The organism is bacterium, from assembly GCA_027622355.1.
In the GTDB taxonomy this organism is placed as follows: Bacteria; UBA8248; UBA8248; order UBA8248; family UBA8248; genus JAQBZT01.
The window spans coordinates 1-7,698 of record JAQBZT010000142.1; the positions used below are offsets into that span (position 1 = coordinate 1).

The window sequence follows — 7,698 nt, forward strand, 5'->3', positions numbered from 1 at the left end:
GCCTACACCTATCTGGGCGATGCGGTGGGAGAGCTGTTGAGCGGAAGGCTCTCCTCGCAGGTCTGGGTGGCGTTGGGGGTGTTCGCGGCGGCGGCCCTTCTGCCGACCCTTCTCAAGCGGGTTCTGCCGAAGCCGGACACCGTTTAGGCGGGATGGATACCGCCCGGCGGGGCGGGCGGCTCCTGCGGCGGCGGAGGAGGCAACGGCGCAGGAGCGGCGCGCGCGGCGCGCATCTCCTGGTCCTGGAGCCTCCGGTCAATGCTCTGGAGCAGGTCCACGATCTTGTTCAGCTTCCAGTACCAGCAGAAAAACTCCCGGAACAGGAAAAAGATCAGGGCCAGGACAAGAATTCCGATCAGGATGTTTCCGTAGTGCACGGTCCAGCTCTCAAACATTTTTCCCCTCACTCTCTTCCGCAGCAAGCCCAGATCGCCGGTATGCCGGCCAGAGGAAGAATAACGCCGCGGCGGGAAACTTCCAAGGCAAACGGACCGAGAGAGGGGAAGCGGGGCACCCGGCAGGGATTTCTAGGCGGGCAAGCCCGGTGAATTCAAAATATCGGCTTGCGCAACGGTGATGTGGAAGTCTTTGTCTTCCTTGGAAAGCTCCTTGGACTGGTACATGGCGGCGTCCGCCTTGTTGGTGAGCGCTTTGGGAGTATCGCTGGCCTTGTGATCGAGTTCGGCGATTCCGATGCTGAAGGAAACGCCCTCCTTGCACTTGGGGCGGAACACTTCGATCAAGCGCTGGCACAGTTTATAGGCCTGGCTTGCATTCGTGGCGGGCAGGATGACGCAAAATTCATCCCCCCGTAGCGGCATGGGAAGTCGGTGTCCCGCGTCACTTCGAGAAGCGCCTGGCCGACATTCACCAAGACTTGATCCCCGGCCAGATGGCCCTTGGTGTCGTTCAGCGCCTTGAATCCGTTCAGGTCGAAATAGACGAGCGTGAGGCTCTGGAGGTGCCGGGAGGCGCCCATGACTTCCCGCCGGAGATCTTCGGCAAAAGCCCGCTGGTTGAACAGTTGGGTCAACGCGTCCTTGCGGGACAGATCGCGCAGCTGCTCGGTTCTTTCTTGAACCGTCTCTTCGAGGGAGGCGACGTATTCGGCCAGCTGGTTGTTCGCGGATTCCACCTCGGCGAGCATGCTGTTGATGTAGGCGTCGAAGATGAGCTGGACGTCGAAGAGGATGATCTTGTGGAGGGCGTCTTCGATGCGGTGCGAGTCCTCGACGGAAAAGTGCGTCTCGATTTTTTGCCGGAGAAGATCTTCGAGCAGCCGCACGGCCGAGATGTAGAACTTGGGGGAGACGCCGATTCTCTTGTGCACCGTCCCGATGTGGAGGCGCTTGTTGACGTATTCGAGGTCGTAGAACCCATCGAAAAGCTCCGCAACGTATTGGCGCATGGAGGCGCGGAGCCGCCGGAAGGTGCCGGAGTCGCCGATGAGCAGGGAGATCTCCCGGACGGCGGTCTGTTTTTTGTAGAACGCATCCACGATTTCATCGACGTGCTCGCCGATGAACGTCCGGCAGGAAATGAGCGCGGAAACTTCCTCCTCCGAGAATTCAAACAGCTTTTTCCGGGCGTTTGCCTCCCATTCGGATATTTTCATCTGATCCGCCAGGGAAGTCTGAATTCCGGTTGCGGTCATAATGGGCGTCCTTTTCGCTGGGAGTTTCTTTGCGTTCTATTCAATCTTCCCCGTCGTGATGCCGTAGCCGTCTCCTTCCTGCGATTTTTCTTTCGATTTGTACATGAGCTCATCCGCTTTTTTCATCAGCTCGTTCCGGTCCACGGACGAGGCGGGAGACATCTCGACGATGCCGATGCTGAACGAGACCGCGTGGGGATTTTTCGACTTGAAGATTTCGATGATGCGCTCGCAGGCGCTTTCCGCCTGCTCCAGGGTCGTGGAGGGCATCACGATGCAGAACTCATCGCCGCCCTGCCGGCAGGGATAATCCGCCTCGCGGGAGCCCTCGATGAGCGTCTCGCCCACAAGGCAAAGCATTTTGTCCCCTTCCTCGTGGCCGTGGGTGTCGTTGAGTTCCTTGAAGCGGTTGAGGTCCAGGTAGACCAGCGCCAGCGGGTTCTGGTACCGCCGGGCGGCGGCGATCTGGCGGCGGAGCTCGTCCTGAAGCGCCCGGTGGTTGTACAGGTCGGTCAAAAAGTCTTTCCGGGCGATGTCCCGGAGACGGCGCGACTGATCGGCCATCGATTCGGCGTACGCCTCGGCCTTGTCCTTGGCCTTGGTGACCTCGGAAACCAGGCTGCCCATGTAGGTGTCCATGACAAGCTGGAGATCGAGCATGAGGAGCTTGCGAAGGGCGCTCTTGGTTTCCTCGGCTTCCTTGGCCTTCAGGTGCTGTTCGATCTCATTGGTCAGAAGCGTGACCAGCGTGTGGATCGCGGAAAAGTAGAGCTTGGGGGAGACGCCGATGCGCTGATGGGTTTTTCCGATCAAAAGACGTTTGTTGACGTATTCGAGATCATACTCTCCCTCGAAAAGTTCGATGATGTAGCCTTTGAGCGAGGACTTGACCCGCTCGAGGGTGTCCGCATCTCCAATGATGAGCGTCACCTCGGGGATAGTGGTTTGATGGGTGTAAAACTCCTCCACAAGTTTCTCAGCGTTTTGGAGGATGAACTCGTGGCACCGGATAAGGGCCTCAATATCCGGCGGGGTGAAGTTCAAGAGCTTCAGGCGCTCTTCTACCTCCCACTCGGTGATTTTGAGCTGTTCCGCGAGGGATTGGCGGGTAATTTCTCCTGAAGGATCCATCCGTGAGGTACCTGGGTTGAGAAGGTGCCCAGAACGGTCTTCTCTGTGGTCGGATATTTCTAGTTGAGTGTTCTTCCCTAGCAAATCGGAGGACAAACTAACTCCTTCCTCCCCACGAAGATGAAAGTAACACAATCCATGGAAAATCAAAAAAGTGAACTTGGATTGAACGCCGGTTATTTGGCCCTGCATGGGCGGGAGAGCGGCTGAGGACCTCCCGTCTCCCCGGTGCGATGCGAAGGGAGGGGGAGGCCAACGGGTAGCGGCGGGGGAAAATATGACAAGTTTTATCGGATTTTGAGGAAATATTCGAAATTTCTGGCTGTTTTCGGATATGAGGGCTACCTTGGAGGGAGAAGAAATAACGACGGGTCCTTGCGGGCGGGGGGGGTCCGGAATTCACGTAAAATTGTATACAGTATACGAAAACCACTTGTTTTTATTGGGAGTACGCTCGAAAGGCCCGTGCAGACATGATAAGGTTCTCTCGCCGATTTGTTTGGGTGGCGGCCGGGAAGGTGGCACACCCCCGGTGAGGTCGTCCGGCGCGGCCGGGATTTCTGGACATTACTTCACTTTTTTCCGGTTTTCCCGGAAGAATCCTTTTGCGTTCGGGAGCTGAAAAATATGGCAAGTTCTAATGGCAAAAACTTTCCCTATCCGGGGATTCCCACCACCTCCGATGGCGCCGGCGCAATCGCCTGGGTCGAGACCCACATCACCCAGGGTGCCTGCGCCTATCCCATCACCAGTTCCACCACGATGGGACAGGGCTACCAGGCGGAGGTGGCCAACGGGAAGGAGAATCTCTGGGGCGAGAAGCTTTTTTTCCTCGAGCTCGAAAGCGAACACTCCAGCGCCAGCACCTGCGAGGGATTCGCCGTCGCCGGCGGCCGGGTGTCGAACTTCACCTCGGGCCAGGGCCTGATCCTGATGAAGGAAGTGCTCTACACCATCAGCGGAAAGCGCCTGCCGATCGTTTTCCACATCGGCGCCCGCGCCCTGACCTCCCACAGCCTGAACGTGCACGCCGGCCACGATGATGTCATGGGCGTCGCCGACTGCGGATGGGGCATGCTCTTCGCCCGGACCGCGCAGGAGGCGGGCGACCTCGCCCTCATCGCCCGGCGCGCCGCCGAGGACGGCGAAACCCCCTTCCTCAACATTCAGGACGGCTTTCTCACCACCCACACCATCGAGAATGTGGTGCTTCCCGAGCCGGAGTTCATGAAGGAGTACATCGGCCCTCCGGGAGTGAAAAACCATAATCTCATGGATTTCGACAACCCCATCATGAGCGGCACGGTCCAGAACCAGGACGCCTACATGAAGGGGAAGATCTCCCAGCGGTATTTCTACGACAAGCTCCCCGCCATCCTTCAAAATGCGATGGATGAGTTCTACAAGGCCACCGGCCGCCGCTACGGCATGATCGAGAGCTACCAGATGGAAGACGCCGAGCACGCCTTTGTGGGCATGGGCTGCTACATGGAAACCGCGCTGGTCACGGTGGACCACCTCCGCGCACAGGGGAAGAAGGTCGGCTTGGTCAACGTCACCGCCTTCCGGCCCTTCCCGGGAGCGGAGCTGGTGGACGCCCTCAAGGGAACGAAGTCCTTCTCTGTTCTCGAGCGTCTCGATGTCCCAACGGCGCAGTCGAACCCCCTGACCGCCGAGATCAAGGCCTCCTTCGCCGATGCCCTTTGCGGGACGGAAGGCTACCCGAAGATCGAGCGCGTGCCGGTCGTCTACTCCGGTTCGGCCGGTCTCGGAAGCCGCGACGTGCGGCCGGGCGATTTGATCGCGATTGTCGAAAATATGTCGAGCGGAAACGGGAAGCGTTATTTCTCGGTCGGCATCGAACATGCAACGGCGCTGAAGATGGCGCCGGACCCCGACCTCCGGCCCAAGGGTGCCTTTTCGATGCGCGGTCATTCGGTGGGCGGCTACGGAAGCGTTACGACGAACAAGGTCATCGCCACCATCGCGGGGGAGGCCTTCGGTCTTCAGGTACAGGCTTATCCGAAATACGGCTCCGAGAAAAAGGGTCTTCCCACCACCTACTACCTCACCATCGCAGAGGATCTGATTCGGACCCACTGCGAGCTGCACGACGTCGAATTTATCCCGCTCAACGATGTGAACGCCCTGAAGTCGGGAAATCCGCTTCAGGGGCTTGCCAAGGGCGGGATGGTGTTCATCCAGACGCCCGAAACCGATGCGGAAACCGTCTGGTCGAACATTCCCACGCCGGCGCAGAGCACCCTGCGGGCGCGCAAGGCGCGGGTCGTCTACATGGACACTGTCCAGGTGGCCCGTGAGATTGCCAGCGACCCCTCGCTCGAGCAGCGCATGCAGGGCATCGTCCTGCTGGGCATCTTTCTGCGGTGCACCCCCTTCCTGACGGAGAAGGGTCTGAGCGAGGAAGAGGTGTTCGCGAGCGTGGAAAAAACAGTGCGCAAATACTTTGGCCGCCGCGGAGAGCAGGTGGTGAAGGACAACATGGAGTGCGTGCGCCGCGGGTACAGTGAGGTGCAGGAAATCCCGCACGAGTTGATCGAAACGGCCAGCACGCTGGAGATGGTGAGTTAGGCCGGGTGTTCACACAGGTTTGACGGCCGGCGGCTTGCCCGGCCTTTTCCCTTGGAGTTCGTGAATGAAAAATGGTGATTCTGCTGTAGCGTTAGAAACTTTCCTGGATATCGCCGATTTCAACGACCGCGTGGTCGGCGCTTACAACGACGGCACCGCGGAGATGGGCCTCGAGGCCGACTTTCAGCTGGCGCGCAGTCTGGTTCCGGCCGGAACGGGCGCCCTGCGCGATTTCAGCTACATCGCCCCCGACCTCCCCGAGTTCTATAACGACATGTGCGTGGGCTGCATGGACTGTGTGACCGAGTGCCCGGACACGGCGATTCTCGGCATCGCGATTTCGGAAAAAGAGCTCGAAAACCGTCTCGCCGAGATGGGCGACACCGGTGAGCGCGAGCGCATGCGCAAGCGCTTCTCGAAGACAAGCAAGTTCCACAAGCAGGCCGAGAAAAAAGGACTCGACGGCGCCATGTTCGGCATTTTCGTCGATCCGACCAAGTGCAAGGGCTGCGCCGAGTGCGTCGAGGTGTGCGGAAGCCACGCCTCCCTGGGGATGATTCCGAAAACCGCGGAGAACCTCGAGGAATTCCGCAAGGATTTTGCTTTCTACAAGGGCCTCCCCGAAACGCCCAAGGAATACATCAACGAGAAGTTTCTGGCCGATATGATGCTCGCCGAGCGCTCGATTCTCTTTGTGGGCGGGGCGGGCAGCTGCATGGGCTGCGGCGAGGCGACCGCGCTGCGGATGATGACGGCCGCCACCGGCTTCGTCTACGGCAAAGAGGGCATGGGCATCGTCGCCAGCACGGGCTGCAACACCGTCTACACGAGCACCTATCCCTACAACCCCTACCTCGTGCCCTGGACGAACAGCCTCTTCGAGAACGGCCCGGCCGTCGCGATGGGCGTGCGGGCGAGATGGGATCAGCGGGGGCTTCAGGACAAGCGCCTCTGGTGCATCGGCGGCGACGGCGCCATGCTCGATATCGGTTTTCAGTCGCTCTCGCGGATGCTCGCCAGCGGCTCGGACATCAAGGTCCTCATCCTCGACACCCAGGTCTACTCGAACACGGGCGGCCAGGCCTCGACCGCCTCCTTCGGCGGCCAGGACGCCAAGATGAGCCAGCACGGCAAGGTGGTGGCCGGCAAGCAGGAAGACCGCAAAGAGATCGCCACCATCGCCATGATGCACGGGAACGTGTACGTCTCACAGACCACCTGCGCGCATGCGAACCACTTCTACCGGTCCATCATAGAGGCGAACGAGTTCCCCGGCCCCGCCGTCGTGAACGTCTACACCACCTGCCAGCCCGAGCACGGGGTGGGCGATGACGTTTCCGGCAAGCAGGCCAAGCTCGCCGCCGACAGCCGCGCCTTCCCGGTCTTCACCTACGATCCGCGGAAAGGGGACACCATCAAGTCGCGGATGAACCTGACGGGCAATCCCTCCCCGAACCAGGACTGGTACGTGAACCCCAAGACGGGCGAGCCGATAGATTTCATCTCCTTCGCCCGCACCGAGGGGCGCTTCGCCAAGCAGTTCGACAAGGCGGGCAAGCCCTCCGAAGTCCTGCTCCACACCCAGGAGGAGCGGCTCCGCAACTGGCACCGCCTCCAGGAGCTCGCCGGCCTCAGATAGGATTCTTTCTCCAAAACAAAAACCCCGCGGTCCCTGAGGATCGCGGGGTTTTTTTGTGCGCGGAGAGCGCCTACCGGCGCGCGCGCCGCTTTTTCTTCTCCCGATCCTCGAAGACCTGGTAGACGACGGCGCTGTCCAGCTCGCCGTAGCCCGATCGGTGGGCCTCCCGGAAGATGGGCAGGCTCGCCCCCCCGATCGGGGTGAGGGCGCCCACCTTGTCGGCGAGCTTTTTCCCGAGGCCGATGTCCTTGAGGAGCACGTCCAGCGTGCTGACGGGGTTGCCGTACCTTCTTTTGATCATGATCTCCCCGCGGTTTCTGAGCTGGCGGCTGTCGGCGGCGCTCCGCTTGAGGGCGTCCACGAGCAGGTCCCCCTTCACTCCGGCCCGCAGGCCCATCCGGAAGGTCTCGGCCAGAGAGCACCTTTGGAGGCAGGCGAGGTAGTTGATGAGAATCTTGACGGTGGCGCCCGCGGCCGTTCCGCCGCAGTGGATGTGATCGGAGAGGAGCCGATCGAGGAGGGGGGTGACTTTCTGGTAGTGGGCCTTGCTCCCGCCGATGACGAAAAGGCCCACCCGGTCGGCCACGTTCCGGCTGTGGCCGCTCACGCAGGCATCGAGAAAGGGAACCCGCTTTGCCTTGCAGAGCGCGGCGAGGCGCTTCGTGTCCGAGGGATCGGCCGT

General features: G+C 60.5%; 7 protein-coding genes. 2 read left to right on the forward strand and 5 right to left on the reverse strand.

Annotation, left to right across the window (positions count from 1 at the left end):
* Positions 1 to 143: 143 nt before the first annotated feature.
* The 4 genes from O2807_09250 to O2807_09265 form a co-directional block, all read right to left on the reverse strand.
* Complete coding sequence (locus tag O2807_09250) at positions 144 to 395, reverse strand: hypothetical protein (GenBank protein MDA1000681.1); 252 nt, start codon at positions 393 to 395, stop codon at positions 144 to 146.
* A 132-nt stretch (positions 396 to 527) separates the two neighbouring features.
* Entirely contained in the window at positions 528 to 821 is a 294-nt protein-coding gene (locus O2807_09255; protein ID MDA1000682.1) for a diguanylate cyclase, read from the reverse strand.
* Positions 740 to 1,654 carry a GGDEF domain-containing protein gene (locus O2807_09260; GenBank protein ID MDA1000683.1) on the reverse strand — a complete coding sequence of 305 codons (915 nt, stop codon included), beginning with the start codon at positions 1,652 to 1,654 and terminating at the stop codon, positions 740 to 742. Before O2807_09260 ends, O2807_09255 begins: the two co-directional genes overlap by 82 nt.
* Positions 1,655 to 1,690: 36 nt before the next feature.
* Positions 1,691 to 2,785, reverse strand: coding sequence for a GGDEF domain-containing protein (locus O2807_09265; protein MDA1000684.1), 1,095 nt, complete (start codon positions 2,783 to 2,785; stop codon positions 1,691 to 1,693).
* A 627-nt stretch (positions 2,786 to 3,412) separates the two neighbouring features.
* Here O2807_09265 and O2807_09270 point away from each other — a divergent pair.
* Both O2807_09270 and O2807_09275 read left to right on the forward strand, forming a co-directional pair.
* Positions 3,413 to 5,377 carry a 2-oxoacid:acceptor oxidoreductase family protein gene (locus O2807_09270; GenBank protein MDA1000685.1) on the forward strand — a complete coding sequence of 655 codons (1,965 nt, stop codon included), beginning with the start codon at positions 3,413 to 3,415 and terminating at the stop codon, positions 5,375 to 5,377.
* Between the two features lie 64 nt (positions 5,378 to 5,441).
* Entirely contained in the window at positions 5,442 to 7,016 is a 1,575-nt protein-coding gene (locus O2807_09275) for a thiamine pyrophosphate-dependent enzyme (protein MDA1000686.1), read from the forward strand.
* Between the two features lie 70 nt (positions 7,017 to 7,086).
* On the opposite strand, the gene O2807_09280 is transcribed toward O2807_09275, so the two are convergent.
* The coding region (locus O2807_09280) for an NAD-binding protein (GenBank protein ID MDA1000687.1) at positions 7,087 to 7,698 on the reverse strand (612 nt) is incomplete at its 5' end.